The following is a 21,013-nucleotide window of genomic DNA, read 5'->3' as shown; positions in this document are numbered from 1 at the left end:
ACGGTTTCCTCACTCACGCAGGTACTCGCGACGGGTTGCGGCGTGTTCACCGCCGGGCGTCGACCGCGGCGAACAGCACGCCGGCCCACGCCCCGTCCCGTGCGGAGGCGAGGCGGAGGGTCGCCTCGTCACCGGCGTTCGGCAGACCTCCCGCGAGATCGAACACGTCGGAGTCGTAGCCGAGGTTGTTGGCGTACGCCGGTACCCGCGCCGGGGAGTTCTGCCCGGGTCCGGTGATGGTGGAGTTCAGTACGTCGTCGCGGGGGTTTCCGGGGCCGCTGAGCGCGACGGTGCCGGATCCGGTGGTCACGGTGAGCGAGTCGCCGTCGCTGCCGCGGTCGCCGTCGTAGGCGACCAGGCCCACCCTGCCCGAGGCGTCCGCGGGGAAGCGCGACTCCCGCAGCCGGAGCTCCGCGGCCTGGGCCCACAGCGGTACGAAGCCGTCCCAGAGCGCGAGGTGCCGCAGCGGTTCCCTCTCGTTCTCGTACGCCACCACCAGGGTCCAGCCGCCCCAGGCCCCGGCCGTCGATCTGCCGGCGGCCACGTTGACCTGGGCCACGGTGTACTGACCCGCCCCGCTGTCCCGCACCAGCCGCGTCACGTCCGCCGAGGCCTGGAAGGCGTCCACGGTGTCGGTCACGCGGTGCCCGACGACCGTGTCGGCGAGGATCTCCTTGTACTCTCCGCCGGGTTCGGCGATCAGCACCCGCCCGTTGTCCTCGGACGGCTTCTGCTCGCCGACGCGCAGGTTCCCGCCCCAGTACAGGCGCGCGTACGTCACCCGGGAGCCGGCGGGCAGGCGGACCTCCGCGCGGGAGGAGTTGTAGGTGTTCGGGTCGCGGTCGACGTCGACGTAGAACATGTCGAACGCGCCGTTCACCCCCTGCGCGCCCGCCTGTACGTCGTGGCAGGAGGACGCCTGGGCCCGGCAGGTGGCGGACGCGTTGGCCGCCCGCACGATGCCACCGTGCTGGACCGCGCGGTAGCGCTCGGAGAAGGCGAGGCTGTCGGCCTCGGGGGCGGGCGCGAGCGGCACGGTGGCCGCGGGGCCGCAGGATGCCCACATCGCTGCGAGGGAGAAGACGCCCACAGCCGCATGGCGAAGCATCTGACCCAGGGATTGACGCATGACCGTCGGAGCCTTTCGGAACAGGGTGGCGGTGGCAGGCAGCGGAGACGAGCGCGATGCGGCCGCCCATGAGGATGCTCGGGAGGTTCGCAACTCTAGTCACCAAACGGACAAATTCACTGAAATTCAGTGAAAGCGGCAAGTGTGTTGGAATCGTGAAGCCTGGTTCGGGAGCGGTCGGCCCCGCCTCCGCTCCGCCGGGGACTCCTCAGGGGGTGAGGCGCGGCGCGTGTCACCGAACGGCGCAGCTCCGGTTGCGGGGGTGCCGGGGCGCTCCCACGGTGGGCTGCAAGATCCGAAGCCTGCGAAAGGAACCTCCATGCGCGCTCTGCCTGCCCGGCTCATCGCCCCCGGCGTCCTGTGTGCCGCTCTGCTCACCGGCGTCACCGGCCCGGCGGCCTGGGCGGCCGACACGGCCCCCGAGCACCACCGCGCGACGACCTCCGCCGCACTGCTCGCGCAGGTCAGGGCCGTCGATGCCGACGAGCACGGGCTCGCCCCGGTCGTCGACCTGCTGAAGGCCGTACTCGAGGCGGACGACGGCCGGCTGCCCGCCGCCGAGGCCAGGAAGCTGGGCGAAGCGGCGAAGGAAGCGCTGGCCAAGGCAGCCGACGAGGACCCGGCGGCCACGACCGGGACCACCGCCACCTCGTCGGTCACGACGTCGGACGACACGGTGGTGACCGTCACCGGCGACGAGCTCTCGGACGAGGAGCTGGCCACCCTTCGGGAGGCCGTCGACAGCCTCCTCGACTTCCTCCAGTCCGGCATCGCGACGAGCACGGACACCGACACCGACACCGACGAGACCGGTGCGACGACGGAGACCGACGCGGACACGAGCGCCACGGAGACGCCCTCGCTGATCGACGCACTGCTGGGCCGCGTGGGCAACCTGATCGCCGCACTGTTCGGCACCGAGACCCAGGCGTCGATTCTGCCCGCGCCGGCCGCGCTCACGCGGACGCCGATCCTTCCGGGGGTCACGCTCCCCGGGGTTGCACCGCTGACGTCGGTGCTGCTGCCGGCGTAGTCACCGAAAGCCCGAAGTCCGCGAAAGCCTTTCATATGAGGACTTCTCAATCTTCTGCTCCACGGTTTCCGCTCCGGCCCGGGGTCGTTAGGCACGGCGACACACTTCCCCTCCGGTGACCCGCGTTGCCGAAGAAAGGAACATGATGAAGTCCCTGAAGGCTGCCGCCGTCCTTGCCGGATCCCTGATCGCCGCGGGCGTCGCCTCCCCCGCGTTCGCCGGGCAGACCGAGCTGGCATCCACCGGTGTCGACACCGGCCTGCGCACCGCGCTCCCCTTCGAGGTGACGTCGCCGGACTCGGCGCCCGTGCTCGACACCGGCAAGGAAGGCCCGCTGCAGCACACGACGAAGGACGCGGCGGCCGCAGTGAACGAGGTCAAGCCGGTGCGCGGCGACCTGGGGCTGCACGCCTGATACCGAGCAGCCCGAAAGCCGGCCCCCGCACATGCGGGGGCCGGCTTTCGCATGCGGTCGTCGGAACTGTTCCCCGGGTGTGGGCGCCGGACCGGCCGGCGGCGGAACCCCGGGCGTTCCTCAGGTGGTCCCTCTCCGGCATTCACGCCCTGAGCCGTACGGCGGGTGACCGCCTGCCGCGTCGGTCGGTTACCGCTACCGACAACCGCACGGACGAGGGAGTGGACCATGACGACCGACATGGGCGGGGCGCCGGCGCGTGCCGAGGACCGGAACGGCGCGCCGGGCTCGGCGCGGACCCGGCCGACGGGCAGAACACGGCGGGACGTGGCCCGCGGTCTGCGTGCCGGAGCACTAGCCGCTGCACTGGCCCCGGCGCTCACCGCATTCCGCTCCGCGCGCCACCGGCACCTGTCCGGGAGCGACCGCCGCGACACCGGATTCGACGTGACCCACCGCGGACGCCGTATCAAGGGTGTCCGGAGCTACGCCTCCAGCGCGAATGAGGACATCCAGTGGCACGTCACCGTCGACGGCCGCCCCCTGCACCTCATGCGCCGCGCCGACGGCACCTGGCTGAGCATGCTCGACCACTACTGCTCGTACCCCACACCGCTGGAGGCCGCCCGCGCAGCCGTCGACGCGCTCGGCCCCGGCCGGCAGCTGCTCGACGCCCCGGCGCCGACGGGCACGGGGCAGGCGCACGTTCACGCGGGGGGCCGGCATGGCGTACGTGCGTAAGGACGCCGCCACGCTCACCAGCGCCGAGAAGCGACGGTTCGTCAACGCCCTGCTGGAGGTCAAACGGCGCGGCGAATACGACGAGTTCGTACGGACGCACATCACGTACTTCGCCGCCGACGGCGAGTCCGGACTGCGCACCGCGCACATGGCTCCCTCCTTCCTGCCCTGGCACCGCCGGCTCCTGCTCGACATGGAGGACGCCCTGCGCCGCGTGGACTCCTCGGTGACCCTCCCGTACTGGGACTGGACCCGCGATCGCACGACCACGTCCGCACCCTGGACGGCGGACCTCATGGGCGGCAACGGGCGGAGCTCCGACCACCGGGTGATGACCGGCCCGTTCGCCCACCGGGAGGGAAACTGGACCATCAACGTGGGCGTGACCGACGGGGGATTCCTCACCCGGGACCTCGGCCGCCGCAGCGCCCCGATCGACCTGCCCGTCAAGAGCGACCTCGAGTGGGCGCTGAAGGACCCCGCCTACGACGTGGCGCCGTGGGACTCGACGGTCACCAAAGGCTTCCGCAACAAGCTGGAGGGGTGGGGCACGGGCCGTGGCAGCGCCTCCTGGCGCAACCACAACCGGGTGCACCGCTGGATCGGCGGCGACATGCTCGGCGGCGCCTCCGTCAACGACCCCGTCTTCTGGCTGCACCACGCCTTCGTCGACCTGCAGTGGTACCGCTGGCAGCGCCGGCACGGCGGGGCCCGCTACCTCCCCGCGACACCCCCGGGCTCCGGCGACACGCAGCACGGCCGCGTCGTGGCACGCCACGAGAAGCTGCCGCCGTGGGACGTGACGCCGGACGAGCTGGCGGACGTGAGCCGGATCTACCGGTACGCGTGAGGTGACGAGGGCTGGGGCGCCGGGTGGACGGCCCCTTTCGTGGCGAGACCGACACGTCTGGGCATTCACCCGACCGACAGCCCTACAGGGGCTGTGACGTGCATCTTTACAAAAAAGTCACGCGTTGGGGCGGTTCGATTGTGAAAAGCAGCGAATGTCGCCTATGTTGAACACTGTCAGTGACCAGTCCAACACGGACTGTGTCGACAGGAGAAACGGAGAGGTAATGCGCAAGTACCAGAAGGCCGCGGTCGTCCTGGCCATGCTCGGCAGCGCCGGTTTCCTCGGCACGGGTGTCAGCTACGCCGGTGGCGACCACCCGTCGATCGACAGCAAGCAGAGCCAGAACTGCACGGGCGAGGTCAACAACCAGCAGGCCCTGGTCGGCCTGCAGGACACCAACGTTGCCGCCAACCTGCTCCTGGCGGTCGGCAACCCGGCGGCCGGCAACACCGCCGTGACCTGCACCCAGGCCTTTGGCTGAGGATCACTGATCAGGTGATCTGAGTAGGTCTCGGGGCTCGAACTCAGCTGTTCGAGCCCCGAGGCTTATCGGCTTATGGGCCGATTCAGTCGTTCCGAGCGACTCTGCCGCCCGGGGGCGGAAAGGGTCGACCGTATGAGGAAAACAGGTAGATGTTCACTTCGCAGAAGATCGCAGCGACGATGGCGGCCGGAATCCTGGGCGGTTTTGCCCTGGTCGGTTTCGGTGCCGTCTCGGCGTCGGCCGATGATGGTGTCGACAAGTGCGTCAAGGACGGCGACGGCATTCACTGTGTGCAGTCGCAGACCTGCGCCGGCGGGGGGCAGGTCGACTGCACCAGCGTCGTCTTCATCGAGGGCAGGAAGCAGGAGTCCTGACGTCCGAGGGGCCGATCGAGGTGCCCTTGTTCACGTCGGCATCCGCCGCTCAGACTTGTGTCGCTTAGGTCTATTCGCGCAGCGGAGAATGGCCGGGACCCACGCCGGGTCCCGGCCATCGGTGTTTTCCCGGCCTCCTCGGTGAGGCCCGGCGCAGGAGCAGGGCCGGTGTGCGGTGCCTCCACCGGCTTGCGGTACGACAGGTCGTCGACGGGGCAGAACCGGCCGATCAATTCCGCGGACTCCCGCCGGCGCTCGACCCTGACCAGCGACGGCAGTGACCAGGGACGGCAGGCCTGGGATGTGGCGGCGTCCGCTAGGGCGCATGGCCGGAAGCGATGCCCGGGTTCGGCCGTCTGCGGAACCCTCTGAAGCCCATGACCTGCCTTGTCGCAAGAAACTTACGCATATGGGTGTTTCGACTACGGCAGGTCGGCACTCATCGCCTATAGTCATGACTGTCGGTGAGCGATCCAACACGGAACGTGCACGACTGAAACAGGAACGGAGAGGTAATGCGCAAGTACCAGAAGGCCGCGGTCGTCCTGGCCATGCTCGGCAGCGCCGGTTTCCTCGGCGCCGGTGTCAGCCACGCCGGTGAGGGCCCGTCGCTCGACAGCAAGCAGAACCAGACCTGCACGGGCGAGGTCAACAACCAGCAGGCCCTGATCGGCCTGCAGGACACCAACGTTGCCCTCAACCTCCTCGGTGTCGGCAACCCGGCGGCCGGCAACACCGCCGTGACCTGCACCCAGGCCTTTGGCTGAGGATCACTGATCAGGTGATCTGAGTAGGTCTCGGGGCTCGAACCCAGCTGTTCGAGCCCCGAGGCTTATCGGCTTATGGGCCGATTCAGTCGTTCCGAGCGACTCTGCCGCCCAGGGGCGGAGGGTCGACCGTATAAGGAAAACAGGTAGATGTTCACTTCGCAGAAGATCGCAGCGACGATGGCGGCCGGAATCCTGGGCGGTTTTGCCCTGGTCGGTTTCGGTGCCGTCTCGGCGTCGGCCGATGATGGTGTCGACAAGTGCGCCAAGGACGGCGACGGCATTCACTGTGTGCAGTCGCAGACCTGCGCCGGCGGGGGGCAGGTCGACTGCACCAGCGTCGTCTTCATCGAGGGCAGGAAGCAGGAGTCCTGACGTCCGAGGGGCCGATCGAAGCGCCCTTGTTCACGTCGGCATCCGCCGCTCAGACTTGTGTCGCTTAGGTCTATTCGCGCAGCGGAGAATGGCCGGGACCCACGCCGGGTCCCGGCCATCGGTGTTTTCCCGGCCTACTCAACGGGGCCCCGGCGCGGGAGCCGGAGCGAGGTCGGTGCGAGGTGACTCCACCGGGTTGCAGTACGGCAGGTCGTCGACCGGGCGGTCGGTGATGAACCGGCCGATCAGCTCCGCGGACTCCTGCCGGCGCTCGACCGTCACCAGGTGGTCCGCCTCCTTGACGGTGGTGAAAAGCGCCGAAGGCATCGTCGCGGCGAGTTCGCGCCCCATCTCGGGGGTGCACAGGGTGTCGTACTCCCCCGTGAACACCAGGGACGGTACGTCGGGGACCGGCAGGGGCCGGTAACAGCCGTGCGACACCAGCCGGGTGTTGTGCTCGACCGCCTTCTTGATCTCGTCCGGCGTCTGGTTCACGAACTGCTGCTGGAGGAGACGTGCCACGGCCGCGTGCTTGCGGACCCGTCCGGCTTCCGGATTCGACATGAACAGCCGCACCAGTCCGCCGGCGGCCTCGTCGATCTCGCCGCGTTCGAGCGCGTGCGACAGGCGCGGTACGGCATCGGTGTAGATCTGGGGAAGGCGCTTCGCCGCGCCGCAGAAGACGATGCGGCGGACGTACGCGGGATGGAGCTGCGCGAAGCGGAGGCCGACGACCTCGCCGAAGCAGCCGCCGAACAGATTCACCCGCGGCATGCCGAGGGTCGCCAGCATGTGCTCGACCGCGTCGGCGAGGAAGTCGATGCCGTACCGGGCGGGTACGAAGTCCGAGGTGCCGTAACCGGGAAGATCCACGGTGATCAGCGTGCACAGCGGGGACAGCCACTTCTCGTGGCCCTGCCATGAGTACCTGTTCTGGGACGAGCCGCCGAGCAGCACCAGCGGCTCCGTCTGAGGGGTGTCCTGGTGGACGATCCGGCACGTGTACCCGAAGCCCTCGAAAACGAGGTCCCGTTCCTCTGTTTGTTCCGGTACCGGAGAGGCGGACCCGTGACCCTGCGGGCTCGGTGAGTCCTGGACGGCGGTGAAGGTGGTGCGCATGGACGGCTCCGCGACGAGTGGAACGACGGCGAACTCGTTCATAATGGCCAACTTCATCACCAATTGGCCGTAACCACTCATTTGTGGGCGATCCTGTGAAGGCGTGTGCGAATGGCGCCCTGTCGCGGCATGACCCGGCGGCCGCGCTCAAGGGCGGCGCGGGGCGGAAGCCGTGCACGGTCCGGAAGCGGCGACGGCAAAGACGGGCACCCCGGGCAGGATTCGAACCTGCGGCCAAGCGCGGAGAAGACGCCTGCTGCGTCGGTGCCGCACCCTCACCGACCTGGCCACCCTCCCACGCTCCGACGTCTCGTCGGCCGGACTTCGACATGCATTCGTCCGGGGGAGTGGCAGGGCTGGTGACGGTTGACGGGGATCTCGCAGACGATCTCGCAGTGAGTGGCGGGCACCACGAGGTCCGCCGTCCCGACGGGCCGCCCCTGGTCGCTGTAGTACGTCCGGCGGATGTGCGGCTTGCGGCAGGATTGCTCAGCACTGGCGAGGTCGAAGGCGGGTTACCCACGACCCCCCAGGGAAAGATTCCGAGTGCATCTCAGGGAGTCGGAGGGGGCTGCTCATGAGTGGTACATCACGGTCGCGCCACGACAGGACAGAGCCGGGGCCGCCGCCCGAGCGCGGCTCCGATCGCTTCAGCGACGGTCCCCCTGACCCCCTCGCCTCGCTGCTGGCCAAGGTCAACAATGGGGAACACATTCCGACTCCTGGAGGCAACGCGGGCGGCGAAGACCGCGACCCCCATGACGAGGAATGGCGGGAACATGATCGCCACGGTCCCTATGCGCAGGGGCGTCGCCGGAGGAACTGACACACAGGGTGGTGGCCCCCGTCTGCGGCAGCGCAGGCGGGTACTTGGCGCGAGGGCTGCTCACGCCGGGCCAGAGCGGGGCGGCTTGCATATCGACGAGCAGACGGCGTGCGCCAGGAGGCAGCTTGCCCCCCGTATGGGAAAATGCAGCCTGACCGTCTCAACGCGGTGACCGAGGCTGCCCTCTACGTCTGGCACGACTGTGGCATGCGACCTCTTCACATCAACTCGACGCACCCCCTTGGTCCCTTGCCCAGCCGGCCAGATGCAACCTCGGGCAGTGCGAGCTGCTGATCGACACGGCCACCCGCGAAAACCCGGTGACAGCCGGACAGCCCCGGAGCCCGCCCTTGATCGTCAGAAGGGTGCCCGGGGCTTCGTCGTGGCGGCTGGTACCGGTCCTGACCAGCGAAAAGCCCTCCCCGACGGGAAGGCAGAGATGGGCGCCCCCGGCAGGACTCGAACCTGCGGCCAAGCGCTTAGAAGGCGCCTGCTCTATCCACTGAGCTACGGGGGCCTGGTGTGGTGGCCTCGGTCGTGGTGGCCGGGTGGGCCGGTCCACGACGTTGCCGGGGACAAGGATAGGGCTCCCGGTTCCGTGTCCCTGACGCCTCGCCTCCGTGGCTCGATGTGGAGGTTCGGTGAAGCGGAACCGATAATCGCAGGCAGGTACGAATCGTGCATCGCTTTTGGCGTCTCGCGCATCGGGTGTTGTGCACTCGTTATGCCTGGACTGTGCTCGTGTCCCAGTAGTCCCTTCCGTCCGTAGTGTCCGGTCGGCGCGCAGACATGCTCATATGCTTCAGAATTCCCCTAAAATTGGGCATTCTTCCCATGTGGTGACCTTGGACGTACGGCCTCAGCTGCTCGACGCACTTTCCGCCCTGCGCGACCGTGTCGCGGCCGCACGCTTCCCGCTGCCCCTCGCGGGGGCTCCACGCGCGCGTGCCAACCGAGACGAACTGCTCGCCCAGCTCGACGACTATCTGGTGCCCCGGCTGAGAGATCCCGAAGCGCCGTTGCTGGCCGTCGTGGGCGGCTCCACCGGCGCCGGGAAGTCCACGCTGGTGAACTCGCTCGTGGGCCGGCGCGTCAGCGAGGCGGGCGTTCTGCGGCCCACGACCCGGACCCCGGTGCTGGTGTGCCATCCGGAGGACCACCACTGGTTCAGCGGCATGCGCGTGCTGCCCGATCTCACGCGCGTGTGGGTGCCCCACCACGCCCCGGACGACGATCTGCTCCTGCCCGGCGAGAACCCCACGCGCGTGCTGCGCGTCGAGACCGCCGACACCCTGCCGCCCGGCCTCGCCCTCCTCGACGCACCCGACATCGACTCCCTCGTCGCCGACAACCGCATCCTGGCCGCCGAGCTGATCTGCGCCGCCGACATCTGGGTCATGGTCACCACCGCCGCCCGGTACGCCGACGCCGTGCCCTGGCAACTGCTGCGCACCGCCAAGGAGTACAACGCCACGCTGGTCACCGTGCTGGACCGGGTGCCCCACCAGGTGGTGGCCGAGGTGTCACGGCAGTACGCGGCGCTGCTCACCAAGGCCGGCCTCGGCGACGTCCCCCGCTTCACCGTCCCCGAACTTCCCGAGTCGGCCTGGGGCGGCGGGCTGCTGCCGGCCACCGCCGTGGCGCCGCTGCGGTCCTGGCTCGTCCACCGTGCCCAGGACCTCGCGGCCCGGCACGACGCCATGGCCCGTACGGCCTACGGCATCCTGGACTCCCTCAAGGCCCGGATGCCCGAGCTGGCCAGCGCCACCGCCGCGCAGTACGCCGCCGCGCTGCGGCTCACCGCCGCCGTCGACGGCGCGTACGACGCCGAGCACGCGCGCGTGCGGGGGCGGTTGCAGGCGGGGGCCGTGCTCGCCGGGGACGCCCTGAAGCGGTGGCGGGCCTTCCCGCTCGACTGCTCTCCCGGCGAACTCCTCGACTCGCTGGTGGAGAGCCTCGGCGCGCTGCTGCTGTGCGCCGTCACCGCCGCCGACGAACACGTCGACGAGGCCTGGCGGCGCGAGCCCGCGGCGGGCGCCCCGGAACTCACGTCCCGCGCGTGGTCGCCCGAGAGCGCCGAGCACCGTATCGGGATGGCCGTACGGCGGTGGCGGCGGGAGCTGGAGGAGTACGCCGAGGAGGAGGTGCGCCGGCTCGACCGGAGCCTGGCGCCGGACCCGGAGATGGTCGCCGCGCTGGGCGCCACCGTGCTGCTGGGCGGCAGGCGGGCGCGCAGCGCCGGGGAGAGGCTCGCCGAACGCATCGGCGCCCATGGCGCGCTGCGGCTGCGCGACCGGGGCGGACGGCTGCTCAACGACCACATGGACCGCGTCATGCACGCGGAGCGCGAGCGTCGGCTCGCGCCGCTCGACGCGCTGGAGGTCCACCCCGAGCCGCAGGCCGAACTCATCGCCGCGCTGTCCGTACTGCAGAAGGAGAGGTGAGCGGTGACCGCCGTCACTGACCAGGACCCCACCGAGCACACCGACCACACGGAGGAGGCGGACACCCTAAGCGGCCGTAGCCGGAGACAGGATGCCGAGGAGCGCGCCCGGGAGAAGAGCGCCGGCGAGCGGCGCGCCGGGGAGGGCGGTGCTGCCGAGGACACGGGCCGGGGCGAGCGCACCCGTGACGACGAGCGCGAGCGTGCGGGGAGGGAGGAGAACGAGCGCGGACGGAGCGGCGGGAGTGAGGACGCGCCCAACGGGGCGAGTGAGCGTGCGGCGCGTGGTGAAGGGGAGCGCGCCCGTGAGTCCGGCTCCCCCGCGCGCGTGGCGGACGACGGCGCCCCTCGGCGGCGTACGGAGCACAAGGAGCGTACGGACGGCAAGGAGCGTACGGACCACAAGGAACGTACGGAGCAGAAGGAACGTACGGACGGCAAGGAGCGGGCCGACGGCAAGGCGCGTACGGACGGCGCCCAGGGCGGCTCGGCGGCCGGAGCCGGGGCCCGGGGCGAGGAGGAGGCCTGGGGCGACGGGCTCATCGCGCGGCGGGTGGACGAGAACGCCGGCGCGGAACAGTTCACCGCCGTGCCGAGCAGACCGGCGAGTTCCTCCTCCCTGATGCCCTTGGCCTACGACGGGAACCTCAGGTCGCGGCTGGACGCGCTGCGCGAACTGGTGGGGCTCTCCCGCACCCGGCTCGACGGCGGGACGCTGGCCGAGGCGGGACGGGTCCTCGACGAGGCCGCCGCGCGGCGCAGGCTCTCCGGGCAGCACACGGTCGTCGCCATCGCGGGCGCGACCGGCAGCGGCAAGTCGCAGCTGTTCAACACGCTCGCCGGGGTGACGATCTCCGAGACGGGCGTCCGCCGGCCCACCACCGCCGCGCCCATCGCGTGCAGTTGGAGCGACGGCGCGGCCAGCCTGCTGGACCGGCTCGGCATCCCCGGCCGGCTGCGCCGCCGTCCGCTTCAGCACCCGGACGCCGACTCGCCGCTGCGCGGGCTGGTCCTGATCGACCTGCCCGACCACGACTCCGCGGCCGTGCAGCACCGCGAGCAGGTGGACCGCATCCTGGGCCTCGTCGACGCCGTCATCTGGGTCGTCGACCCGGAGAAGTACGCCGATGCCATGCTCCACGAGCGCTATCTGCGGCCGATGGCGGGCCACGCGGAGGTCACCTTCGTCGTCCTCAACCAGGTCGACCGGCTGCCCGGGGAGGCCGCCGAGCAGGTCCTCGACGACCTGCGACGCCTGCTCGACGAGGACGGCATCGCGCTGGGGGAGTACGGCGAACCCGGCGCGACCGTGCTCGCGCTGTCCGCGCTCACCGGAGAGGGCATGGGCGAACTGCGGGAGACGCTCGGCCAGTTCGTCGCCGAGCGGCAGGCGCCGGCGCGCCGCATCGCGGCCGACGTGGACGCCGCCGCCGGGCGGCTGCGGCCCGTGTACGTCACCGGGCGGCGCACCGGGCTCAGCGAGGAGGCCCGGGAGGAGTTCGCGGACCGGCTCGCCGACGCGGTGGGCGCCACCGCGGCGGGCGACGCGGCCGAACGTGCCTGGCTGCGCAACGCCAACCGGGCGTGCGGCACGCCGTGGCTGCGGCTGTGGCGCTGGTACCACGACCGGCGCGAACCCTCCACGGGGCGGCTGTCGCTGCGCACCCAGGCGGACGAGGAGGTCACGGCCCGTCAGCGCGTCGAGCAGGCGGTGCGTACGGTGTCCGACCGGGCGTCGGCCGGGCTGCCGGCGCCGTGGGCGCAGGCGATGCGCGAGGCGGCCGTACGCGGCGCCCAGGGACTGCCCGAGGCACTCGACGAGCTGGCGGTGCGGCAGGGCCTGCCGACGGCACGCCCGCCGCGGCCCGGGTGGTGGCCGGTCGCCGTACTGGCCCAGGCGTCCATGACGCTCCTTCAGGTGGTGGGCGGCCTGTGGCTGCTCGGTCAGATCATCGGCTTCATGGCGCCGAACCTGGGCGTGCCGGTGCTGCTGATGGTGTCCGGCATCGTCGGCGGCCCGGTCATCGAGTGGAGCTGCCGCATGGCGGCACGCGGACCGGCGCGGCGCTACGGGTACGAGGCGGAACGCCGCTTGCGTGAGGCGGCCGCCGGGTGCGGCCGGGCCCGGGTGCTGGATCCGCTGGCGGCGGAGCTGCTGCGGTACCGGGAAGTCCGGGAACAGTACGGGCGCGTCGCGGGCACGGGCGTGGGGGCAGGCATCGGGGTGGGGACCCGGGCGAGGTAGGGGAGCGAGGCCGTCGGGGGAGCCCCGCCACCCGTTCGGGTGGCGGGGTTTTCCACAGGCGAGGGGGCGTTCCACAGGGCTCAGCGGGCCCGGGCCGGCGGAGGCAGTCTGGCCTCACGGCGACCGCGGCGGAAGCGGTCGCCGGCAGGCAGACGCAGCAGCCGTACGGGCCGGGCCCGTACGCGTGGAGGGAGGGACTCGCGATGAACGAGACCATGATCTGTGCCGTGGGCAACGTGGCGACGCAGCCGGTGTTCCGGGACCTGGCGAGCGGACCGTCGGCGCGGTTCCGGCTGGCGGTCACCGCGCGCTACTGGGACCGCGAGAAGAACGCGTGGACGGACGGCCACACCAACTTCTTCACGGTGTGGGCCAACCGGCAGCTCGCCATCAACGCGTCGGCGTCGCTGGCGGTGGGTGAACCCGTCGTCGTGCACGGCCGGTTGAAGGTGCGCACGGATGTGCGCGAGGGGCAGAACTGGACCTCCGCGGACATCGACGCGGTGGCGATCGGGCACGACCTCTCGCGGGGGACGGCGGCGTTCCGGCGCACCAACCGGGCCGAGCCGGCCGCCTCTCCGCCGCGGCCGGAGCCCAACTGGGAGACGCCGCCGGTGGAATCGGCGCCCGCCGACACCGAAGAGCAGCCGGAGCCCGTCGCGGTGGCATGACGCCGGCGACCCGGCAGGAGTGACCGAAGTGCGGCTTATCGGCGAAAGCGCACGGAACGACCCGGGTGGATTTGTCGATAAGCCCTGCTCACAGAGGTGTCGGCCATAACGATTCCGAGTCGGATCACCGCTCCGACCAACATCACCGGGAGGCCCGCTGCGCCAGGTCCTTAGGATGCCGAACATGTCCTACGGGGCTGCTGATTCTGCTGGTGGGACCGTGCCCCCCACGCCAACGGGTCCTGCTCGAAGGGGAATTTGGTGTTTTCTTCGCTCTCTGTCCTGTCCCGGCCCGGCCGAGGAACGGCGGCGAGACTCGCCGCCACGGTGCTGGTCTCCGCGCTCGCCGCGGCCGGCGTGGCGGCGGGTGCCGCCCCGGCCGCAGCCCAGGGGAAGACGCAGGGCGTGGGCGGGGCGGCGGCCACCATAGGCGGCCTGAAGACCTACGGCACCGCGGTCATCCACGGGGCCACCGGTGACCAGGAGGTGTCGGCCGGGCTGTTCGAGATGTCCGTCGACGGCGGCGGCATGCTGCAGACCTATTGCGTCGACATCCAGAACCCGACGCAGAAGGACGCCAAGTACCACGAGACGCCGTGGAGCGGGACCTCGCTGGGCACCAACAAGGACGCCGGCCGCATCCGCTGGATCCTGCAGAACTCCTACCCCCAGGTCAACGACCTCGCGGCGCTCGCGAAGAAGGCCGGGGTGCGCGGCGGGCTCACCGAGCAGGACGCGGCGGCCGGCACGCAGGTGGCCATCTGGCGCTACTCGGACGACACGGACGTCGAGGCCGTCGACCCGCAGGCCGAGCGGCTCGCGGACTACCTGGAGAAGCACGCCCGCGACCTGGCCGAGCCGGCGGCGTCGCTCACGCTGGACCCGCCCGCGGTCTCCGGACACCCGGGCGAGCGGCTCGGCCCGGTGACGGTGCACACCAACGCCGGCAGCGCGACGGTCACACCACCGGCGGACACCACCACGGGAGGGGTGCGGTTCGTCGACAAGGCCGGCAAGCCCGTCACGTCGGTGACCGACGGCAGCCAGATCTTCTTCGACGTACCGAAGGACACCGCGGCGGACACCGTCGGGCTGACCGTCCAGGCGTCGACCACCGTGCCGGTCGGCCGCGCCTTCGCCTCCGAGAGCCGCAGCCAGACGCAGATCCTGGCCGGCTCCAGCGAGTCGACGGTGGCGGCGACGGCGAGCGCGACCTGGGCGGACCAGGGCGCGATACCCGCGCTGTCCGGGGCGAAGAACTGCGCCAAGGGCGGCCTCGACATCACCGCGGTCAACAAGGGCGACGAGGCGTTCACCTTCGAGCTGCTGGACAGCGAGTACACCATCGCGGCTGGCGAGACCCGGACGGTCACCGTCCCGCTGCCGGAGGACCGGGCCTACGACTTCGCCGTCCGCGGCCCCTCGGGCTTCGAGCAGCGCTTCACCGGCGTCCTCGACTGCCGCACCCAGAGCAGTCCGGTCGAGCAGGACACGCGCACCCTCGGTGAGCCGGCCGCCGCGGTGGTCGACCCCACCCCCGACACCGACCTCGCCGAAACCGGAAGCTCCGACGCGACGCCCCTGATCGGGGGCACGGCCATCGGCCTGGTGGTGATCGGCGGCGCGGTCCTGCTGTTCGTCCGCAGGAGGAACGAGGGCGGGCAGAGCTGACCGCGCTGGGGCGGCACGGGGGCAGCACCGCCGCCCCGCTGCCGGCCGCCCCCCGGTCGACGCACCCGCGCGGCACCGTCAGTAGCGGTGGCCGGGCCAGTGCGGGTCCGTCCAGCGGGCCTCGTCGGTGACCGCGAGCAGCCGTATCCGGTGCCGTAGGTCCGCCGGAGCGCCCGACTCGCGAAGCCGCGCCGCGCCGTGGCCGAGGAGCCAGGTGACCAGGTCGGCGCGTAGCTCCTCCTCGTCGTTCTCGTACCAGTGCACGGACCACGGCAGGCGATCCCCCAGGAGCTCGTACTCCCATTCCGCCGCCGCCTCGGCGAGACGCCGGTCGCTGAGGGGCCCGGTCTGCCGTTCCCACTCGGCGAGCCAGGGGCCGACCGTCCCGGACGCCTCGGCGCACAGCGCGAAGACCTGATGCGCCGGTACGGCCGCGTCCGGATCGGTGAGGCTCTGCACCCACCAGGCGTGCAGGAACTCGCGCACCGGGCCGGCGTGGTCGTCGGGCCACTGCTGCCAGTGCCCGCGCGCCAGGGAGTATCCGGCCTCTTCCAGCCCGAACAGGGCATCGGCGCGGCCGGCGACCAGGACCCTGGCGAACTGGGGCAGGATGCGGCGCAGCACCGCCGCGTGATCGCTCCAGTCGGTCGCCTGCCAGGTCCGGCGCAGGAGATCCGGCTCCAGTTCCACGTCCGGCGTCTTCAGGAGGGCGAGTTCCTCCGGGCCGCCCCAGTGGCATTCGCAGTTGTGCTCGTCCGGACGCGCGGTCATGCCACGGAAGGTGACGGCGAGGGCGTCCAGGGCGTCGTCGAGGCGGCGGCGCCCGGAACGGTGGTCGGCGAGGTGCATGGTGTGCCCGGCCTTCGAGGACTCCGGACGGCTTCCGCCGGCCGAAGATCGTCACCTTACCGGGGCGTCACGCGTCCGGGTACCGGATTGCCGCCGACCACTCGTCCACCACGTCCCGGGACTCGTCCAGGGCGGGATCGCGCCTCCGGTCGGGGGCGTAGGCGGGAGATCTGCCGGGGCGCAGGGGCACGTGGGCGCAGTACCAGGCACGCCGGGCGCCCGCCCGTTCCGCGTCCGTGCCCGTCCGCAGATACGCCAGCAAGGCCACCCTGACCCGACGGCGTCCGAAGGCGTAGACCGCCGGCTCGACGAACCAGCGGCAGAAGCCGGGGTCCGGACCGTGGACGGCGGCGGCCATCAGCGGGGCGAAGAGCTCCTCGGGCAGAACGGACCGTTCGAGCAGCGGCCTGCGCACCGCATGGGCCAGATGCCGCGCGCGTCGGTCGTCCGGCACGCCGGCCGTGTCGCCGAGGCCCAGCAGCCGGGCCACCTCGGCGGCGGACGACAGGAAGGAGCGTGCCGCCGTCCACCTCGCGAGGGTGGCGAAGTCGGCGTCGGTGAGACCCTCGGCCGGGTCGACGCGGTGCAGGAGGGCGGGCCCGGGGTGGCCGGCAGCGACCCACTGGCGATCCATGGCGCTGATCTCGTCGTCGACCCAGACGAACGGCCGGCCGCCGGCCCACTCGACGAGGGGTCGCGTCTTCCAGTGCAGGCCCCGCGGGCCCTCCTCGGCACCGGCCGCCGGCCACTCCACCATGGGCAGCGGCGGCAGGCCGATGCGCGGGGCGACGACCTCGTTCGCCTCGTCCGCCCAGGTCGTCGCCCACACCAGATCGCAGCCCAGAGCCATGAGGCGTGCCCCGGCCCCCGGGTCGAGCCGGGTCAGCAGGGGGTTACCTCGGTCGGCAGGTGTCACGGCGGTGGCCGTAGCGGCCTGCGGGCGACCGGACGGCGACCCGAAGGGGATCAGTGGGCCATCGACGTCGAGGAAGAGGAGGGGGCGCTCCGATGCGCTGGTCACGGCCGCACCGTAGCCGGGCCCGGCAGGCGGCACCCCCGGGCCGGGCCGTGAGAGGGCGCCGAGGCGGACCCGCGGCGACCGGCACTGACGGTCGTACCTCCGCCGGCGGCCACGAAAGCCCAGGTCAGCGGACCGACAGGGAACGCGTTTCCGCCCAGGGGTGGCGGTACGGCAAGATGGGGTGTATCTGCCCACTGCCTGATTAAGCTGCCGGACGGTTTCTCTTGGCTGAGTTCATTTACACCATGCGCAAGGCGCGCAAAGCGCACGGCGACAAGGTGATCCTCGACGACGTCACCCTGAACTTCCTGCCCGGCGCGAAGATCGGTGTCGTCGGCCCGAACGGTGCCGGTAAGTCGACCGTTCTGAAGATCATGGCGGGGCTGGAGCAGCCGTCGAACGGTGACGCGTTCCTGTCGCCGGGCTACACGGTGGGCATCCTGCTGCAGGAGCCTCCGCTCAACGAGGAGAAGACCGTCCTGGAGAACGTCCAGGAAGGTGTCGCCGAGGTCAAGGGCAAGCTCGACCGGTTCAACGAGATCGCCGAGCAGATGGCGACCGACTACTCGGACGCGCTGCTCGAGGAGATGGGCAAGCTCCAGGAGGAGCTGGACCACGCCAACGCCTGGGACCTCGACGCCCAGCTCGAGCAGGCCATGGACGCGCTCGGCTGCCCGCCCGGAGACTGGCCCGTGGCCAACCTCTCCGGTGGCGAGAAGCGCCGCGTCGCGCTCTGCAAGCTGCTCCTCGAGGCGCCCGACCTGCTGCTCCTCGACGAGCCGACGAACCACCTCGACGCCGAGTCGGTGAACTGGCTGGAGCAGCACCTCGCCAAGTACGAGGGCACCGTCGTGGCCGTGACCCACGACCGGTACTTCCTGGACAACGTCGCCGGCTGGATCTGCGAGGTCGACCGCGGCCGTCTGCACGGCTACGAGGGCAACTACTCCAAGTACCTGGAGACCAAGGCCGCCCGCCTCAAGGTCGAGGGCCAGAAGGACGCCAAGCGGCAGAAGCGCCTCAAGGACGAGCTGGAGTGGGTGCGCTCCAACGCCAAGGGCCGGCAGGCCAAGTCCAAGGCGCGCCTCGCCCGCTACGAGGAGATGGCCGCCGAGGCCGACAAGATGCGGAAGCTGGACTTCGAGGAGATCCAGATCCCGCCGGGCCCGCGTCTGGGCAGCATCGTCGTCGAGGTCAACAACCTCACCAAGGCCTTCGGCGAGAAGGTCCTCATCGACGACCTCAGCTTCACCCTGCCGCGCAACGGCATCGTGGGTGTCATCGGCCCGAACGGCGCCGGCAAGACCACCCTCTTCAAGATGATCCAGGGCTTCGAGGAGCCGGACTCCGGTTCCATCAAGGTCGGCGAGACCGTCAAGATCTCGTACGTCGACCAGAGCCGCGAGAACATCGACCCGAAGAAGACGCTGTGGGCCGTCGTCTCCGACGAGCTGGACTACATCAACGTCGGCCAGGTCGAGATGCCGAGCCGTGCCTACGTCTCCGCCTTCGGCTTCAAGGGCCCGGACCAGCAGAAGCCGGCCGGTGTCCTCTCCGGCGGTGAGCGCAACCGCCTCAACCTCGCGCTCACCCTCAAGCAGGGCGGCAACCTGCTGCTCCTCGACGAGCCGACCAACGACCTCGACGTCGAGACCCTCTCCAGCCTGGAGAACGCGCTGCTGGAGTTCCCGGGCTGCGCCGTGGTCGTCTCCCACGACCGGTGGTTCCTCGACCGCGTGGCCACGCACATCCTCGCGTACGAGGGTGAGTCCAAGTGGTTCTGGTTCGAGGGCAACTTCGAGTCGTACGAGAAGAACAAGATCGAGCGGCTCGGCCCGGACGCCGCGCGTCCGCACCGTGCCACCTACAAGAAGCTGACCCGGGGCTGATCGATCTTGCGCCACATCTACCGCTGCCCGCTGCGCTGGGCGGACATGGACGCGTACGGCCACGTCAACAACGTGGTCTTCCTCCGCTACCTGGAGGAGGCCCGTATCGACTTCCTGTTCCGCCCGGACAAGGACTTCCAGCAGGGGTCGGTGGTGGCGCGCCACGAGATCGACTACAAGCGGCAGCTCGTCCACCGGCACCACCCGGTCGACATCGAGCTGTGGGTCACCGAGATCAGGGCGGCCTCCTTCACGCTCACCTACGAGGTGAAGGACGGCGACCAGATCTACGTCCGCGCGTCCACGGTGATCGTGCCGTTCGACTTCGAGGCGCAGCGGCCCCGCCGGATCACCGCGGAGGAACGGGAGTTCCTCCAGGAGTACACGGACGACCAGAGCGAGAAGGCGGACGACGAGGAGGAGGCCGTCGCCGCATGACGGTCCTCCACCTCGCCGACGAGGGGGAGGCCGCCGATCTCGCGGCCTTCCTCTCCCGCCTGCTCCACTACGACCGCGGCGCCGCCGTACGCCTCCAGGCGCACGGCACGGCGCTCGCCGTCTTCGGGCGGCCGCCCTCCTTCGAGGTGCTGGCCGTGCGGGCGGTGCGGCTGGCAAAGCCGTACGAGAACGGGCTCGACGTCACGCTGGACGTGACCGTGTCCGCCGGCGAGCTCCTCGAGTCGGTGGACGAACCGGCGGCCACCGCGACCGTGCCCGGCGCGGTCACCGGACCGCCGTGGGCGGGGGTGCTGCCCCCGCGCGGAGGCTGGCGGCCCGAGCCGGGCCTGCCGGCCCCGGACGCGCTGCGGGCGCTCGTCTCCGCGGCCGTCGCCGAGTTCCGGTCACGGACCGGGGAGCTGGCCCCCGAGAAGCGCACCCGGGCCGAACTCGACCGGATCGGCCGGGAGATATGGTCCCGGACGGTCGGCGAGACCGGACTGCCGGTGCGGGCCGTGCACGCGGCCCAGTCGCTGGGCTTCCTGCGCCCCGCGAACGCGGCCGGGGACGGGCCCGCGCTGGTCTCCTCGGGGGCGTGGCTGCGGCTGCGCACCCCGTACGGATCCGTCGCCCTGCGCCGGGCGGGCACCGGCGCGCTGGGCCTCAGCGTGCGCTGAGCCGCCCGCGGGGTCACGGACGGTCGCTGTCGTCCGGTCGTACGGCGATGTGGTCGGGCTCCAGTTCCAGGGCGACGCGGTCGCGCATGCCGAGGGCCCGCGTGTACTCGGCGGGCAGCTGGAGGCGGCCGGCGCGGTCGAGCATGGCGTACTCGCGGGCCACCACCGTCTCGTGGCCGGTCGTCGCGTCCACCTCGCTGCGCCGCAGGACCTCCGTGGAGGTGCGGCCGTCACGGATGGCGACCGTGCGGCGGACCTCGCCGGCCACCGCCTGGTCGTGGGTGACGATGACGATGGTGGTGCCGAGCCGTTCGTTCGCGGTCCGGAAGGCGGCGAAGATCTGTTCCGCGGTGTGGGAGTCGAGCTCACCGGTGGGTTCGTCCGCGAGCAGGACCGCGGGGTCGTTGGCCAGGGCCACGGCGATGGCGACGCGCTGCTGCTGGCCGCCCGACATCTGGTGCGGACGACGGTCGCGGCAGTCGGCCACCTCCAGCAGTTCCAGCAGTTCCAGGGCGCGTTCGGAGCGGGCCCGCCGGGTCGCACGGCCCCGGCCGCGGGTGCCCGCGAGCTGTACGGGCAGGGCGACGTTCTGGGCCGCCGTCAGGTAGGGCAGCAGATTGCGGGCCGTCTGCTGCCAGACGAAGCCGACCACCTCGCGGCGGTAGGAGAGACGGTCCTTCGCGGTCATCGTGAGCAGGTCCCGGCCGGCGACGCGGGCCGCGCCGGCGGTCGGGGTGTCCAGTCCGGCGAGGATGTTCATCAGCGTCGACTTGCCGCTGCCGGAGGCACCGACCAGGGCCATCAGCTCGCCCTCCCGGACCAGCAGGTCGAGGCCCTGGAGGGCCTGCACCTCGATGCCGTCCGCGCTGAAGACGCGGACCAGGCGGTCGCAGGTGATGAGGGCGTCGTGGCCGTAGGCGGGGCGGTCACGGGACGCGGTGGCGCGGTCGGCCAGGTCGGCGAGGGTCGGGTTCGTCGTCATCGGGGTCTCCT

At 71.3% G+C, this 21,013-nt stretch carries 19 protein-coding genes, 1 tRNA gene and 2 pseudogenes; 15 read left to right on the top strand and 7 right to left on the bottom strand.

Features of this window, described 5'->3' with window-relative positions:
- Positions 1-46: 46 nt before the first annotated feature.
- The gene (locus IEZ05_RS16200) at positions 47-1,129 is read right to left on the bottom strand and encodes a DUF3344 domain-containing protein (protein WP_189230815.1); all 1,083 of its coding nucleotides are present in this window, start codon (positions 1,127-1,129) and stop codon (positions 47-49) included.
- 319 nt (positions 1,130-1,448) lie between these two features.
- On the opposite strand from IEZ05_RS16200, the gene IEZ05_RS16195 reads away from it, so the two are divergent.
- From IEZ05_RS16195 to IEZ05_RS16160, 8 genes are all read left to right on the top strand, one after another.
- On the top strand, positions 1,449-2,162 hold the full coding sequence (locus tag IEZ05_RS16195) for a hypothetical protein (RefSeq protein WP_189230814.1): 714 nt from the start codon (positions 1,449-1,451) through the stop codon (positions 2,160-2,162).
- Positions 2,163-2,304: 142 nt separating this feature from the next.
- Positions 2,305-2,577, top strand: a complete 273-nt coding sequence (locus IEZ05_RS16190) for a hypothetical protein (RefSeq protein WP_308426934.1) — start codon at positions 2,305-2,307, stop codon at positions 2,575-2,577.
- A 228-nt stretch (positions 2,578-2,805) separates the two neighbouring features.
- A complete protein-coding gene (locus IEZ05_RS16185; protein ID WP_189230813.1) occupies positions 2,806-3,318 on the top strand; it encodes a tyrosinase family oxidase copper chaperone in 513 nt (170 codons plus the stop codon).
- Positions 3,302-4,168 (top strand): tyrosinase family protein, encoded by an 867-nt coding sequence (locus tag IEZ05_RS16180; protein ID WP_189230812.1) that lies wholly within the window; start codon positions 3,302-3,304, stop codon positions 4,166-4,168. Before IEZ05_RS16185 ends, IEZ05_RS16180 begins: the two co-directional genes overlap by 17 nt.
- Before the next feature lie 226 nt (positions 4,169-4,394).
- Positions 4,395-4,652, top strand: coding sequence for a hypothetical protein (locus IEZ05_RS16175; RefSeq protein WP_189230811.1), 258 nt, complete (start codon positions 4,395-4,397; stop codon positions 4,650-4,652).
- Positions 4,653-4,804: 152 nt separating this feature from the next.
- Positions 4,805-5,029 carry a hypothetical protein gene (locus tag IEZ05_RS16170; RefSeq protein ID WP_189230810.1) on the top strand — a complete coding sequence of 75 codons (225 nt, stop codon included), beginning with the start codon at positions 4,805-4,807 and terminating at the stop codon, positions 5,027-5,029.
- Between the two features lie 515 nt (positions 5,030-5,544).
- The gene (locus IEZ05_RS16165; RefSeq protein ID WP_189230809.1) at positions 5,545-5,796 is read left to right on the top strand and encodes a hypothetical protein; all 252 of its coding nucleotides are present in this window, start codon (positions 5,545-5,547) and stop codon (positions 5,794-5,796) included.
- 150 nt (positions 5,797-5,946) lie between these two features.
- Positions 5,947-6,171, top strand: a complete 225-nt coding sequence (locus IEZ05_RS16160) for a hypothetical protein (protein WP_189230808.1) — start codon at positions 5,947-5,949, stop codon at positions 6,169-6,171.
- Positions 6,172-6,309: 138 nt separating this feature from the next.
- Here the strand turns inward: IEZ05_RS16160 and IEZ05_RS16155 are convergent, their stop codons facing one another.
- From IEZ05_RS16155 to IEZ05_RS16150, 3 genes and pseudogenes are all read right to left on the bottom strand, one after another.
- The gene (locus tag IEZ05_RS16155) at positions 6,310-7,347 is read right to left on the bottom strand and encodes an alpha/beta fold hydrolase (protein WP_229869732.1); all 1,038 of its coding nucleotides are present in this window, start codon (positions 7,345-7,347) and stop codon (positions 6,310-6,312) included.
- Positions 7,348-7,652: 305 nt separating this feature from the next.
- Positions 7,653-7,763, bottom strand: a pseudogene (locus IEZ05_RS37075) (GntR family transcriptional regulator); the annotation flags it as partial.
- Positions 7,764-8,560: 797 nt separating this feature from the next.
- A tRNA-Arg gene (locus tag IEZ05_RS16150) sits at positions 8,561-8,633 on the bottom strand.
- Positions 8,634-8,952: 319 nt separating this feature from the next.
- On the opposite strand from IEZ05_RS16150, the gene IEZ05_RS16145 reads away from it, so the two are divergent.
- The 4 genes from IEZ05_RS16145 (at position 8,953) to IEZ05_RS16130 (ending at position 15,146) form a co-directional block, all read left to right on the top strand.
- The gene (locus IEZ05_RS16145; protein WP_189230807.1) at positions 8,953-10,560 is read left to right on the top strand and encodes a dynamin family protein; all 1,608 of its coding nucleotides are present in this window, start codon (positions 8,953-8,955) and stop codon (positions 10,558-10,560) included.
- Positions 10,561-10,563: 3 nt separating this feature from the next.
- A complete protein-coding gene (locus tag IEZ05_RS16140; RefSeq protein WP_189230806.1) occupies positions 10,564-12,804 on the top strand; it encodes a YfjP family GTPase in 2,241 nt (746 codons plus the stop codon).
- Between the two features lie 203 nt (positions 12,805-13,007).
- Positions 13,008-13,475 (top strand): single-stranded DNA-binding protein, encoded by a 468-nt coding sequence (locus tag IEZ05_RS16135; protein WP_189230805.1) that lies wholly within the window; start codon positions 13,008-13,010, stop codon positions 13,473-13,475.
- A gap of 261 nt (positions 13,476-13,736) precedes the next feature.
- On the top strand, positions 13,737-15,146 hold the full coding sequence (locus IEZ05_RS16130; RefSeq protein ID WP_189230804.1) for a Cys-Gln thioester bond-forming surface protein: 1,410 nt from the start codon (positions 13,737-13,739) through the stop codon (positions 15,144-15,146).
- Between the two features lie 78 nt (positions 15,147-15,224).
- On the opposite strand, the gene IEZ05_RS16125 is transcribed toward IEZ05_RS16130, so the two are convergent.
- Positions 15,225-15,995 (bottom strand): hypothetical protein, encoded by a 771-nt coding sequence (locus tag IEZ05_RS16125; protein WP_189230803.1) that lies wholly within the window; start codon positions 15,993-15,995, stop codon positions 15,225-15,227.
- Positions 15,996-16,512: 517 nt separating this feature from the next.
- Positions 16,513-17,016, bottom strand: a pseudogene (locus IEZ05_RS16115) (HAD domain-containing protein); the annotation flags it as partial.
- Between the two features lie 224 nt (positions 17,017-17,240).
- Here IEZ05_RS16115 and ettA point away from each other — a divergent pair.
- From ettA to IEZ05_RS16100, 3 genes are read left to right on the top strand one after another with little or no spacing between them, the layout of a single operon-like run.
- Positions 17,241-18,905 (top strand): energy-dependent translational throttle protein EttA, encoded by a 1,665-nt coding sequence (gene ettA, locus IEZ05_RS16110; protein ID WP_189230802.1) that lies wholly within the window; start codon positions 17,241-17,243, stop codon positions 18,903-18,905.
- Between the two features lie 6 nt (positions 18,906-18,911).
- A complete protein-coding gene (locus tag IEZ05_RS16105; protein WP_189230801.1) occupies positions 18,912-19,343 on the top strand; it encodes an acyl-CoA thioesterase in 432 nt (143 codons plus the stop codon).
- On the top strand, positions 19,340-20,020 hold the full coding sequence (locus IEZ05_RS16100) for a hypothetical protein (RefSeq protein WP_189230800.1): 681 nt from the start codon (positions 19,340-19,342) through the stop codon (positions 20,018-20,020). The genes IEZ05_RS16105 and IEZ05_RS16100 overlap by 4 nt, the downstream gene beginning before the upstream one ends.
- Before the next feature lie 13 nt (positions 20,021-20,033).
- Here IEZ05_RS16100 and IEZ05_RS16095 read toward each other — a convergent pair whose 3' ends face one another.
- Positions 20,034-21,002, bottom strand: a complete 969-nt coding sequence (locus tag IEZ05_RS16095; protein WP_189230799.1) for an ABC transporter ATP-binding protein — start codon at positions 21,000-21,002, stop codon at positions 20,034-20,036.
- Positions 21,003-21,013: the final 11 nt, after the last annotated feature.

It is taken from the genome of Streptomyces flaveolus, assembly GCF_014648815.1.
GTDB classification, from domain to species: Bacteria; Actinomycetota; Actinomycetes; order Streptomycetales; family Streptomycetaceae; genus Streptomyces; species Streptomyces flaveolus.
This window is presented reverse-complemented; position numbering and strand designations above follow the sequence as displayed.